The following is a 279-nucleotide window of genomic DNA, read 5'->3' as shown; positions in this document are numbered from 1 at the left end:
CTTCAAGATTTTTCAGCACGGCGAGTGCATGCTGGTGATCATTAAATAAATGCGGCTTATCAATCAAATCTCCCGTAAAGATGAGCAGATCGGGTTTCAGCTGATTGATCTTTTCCGCTGCTTTATTCATGTCACCGGATGTAAACACATCACTGAGGTGCGTATCGCTGAATTGAACGATTTTAAAATTGTCAAAGCCGCGGGGGATCAGGCGGTTGGTGATTGTATGCCGGGTGATCTCAATCATGCGCGGTTCAATATACCGGGCATAGCCGTAAC

1 protein-coding gene is annotated in these 279 nt (G+C 45.9%); it reads right to left on the bottom strand.

The features are described 5' to 3' along the window. Positions 1-279 (bottom strand): metallophosphoesterase (locus tag R0K30_RS21670; protein ID WP_410612872.1); only part of this gene is annotated, 279 nt, incomplete at both ends.

This window comes from Bacillus sp. SIMBA_154 (assembly GCF_046536015.1).
Classification (GTDB): Bacteria; Bacillota; Bacilli; order Bacillales; family Bacillaceae; genus Bacillus; species Bacillus pumilus_P.
Note: the sequence above shows the minus strand (reverse complement) of the source record. Positions and strands in the feature narration are given on the sequence as shown.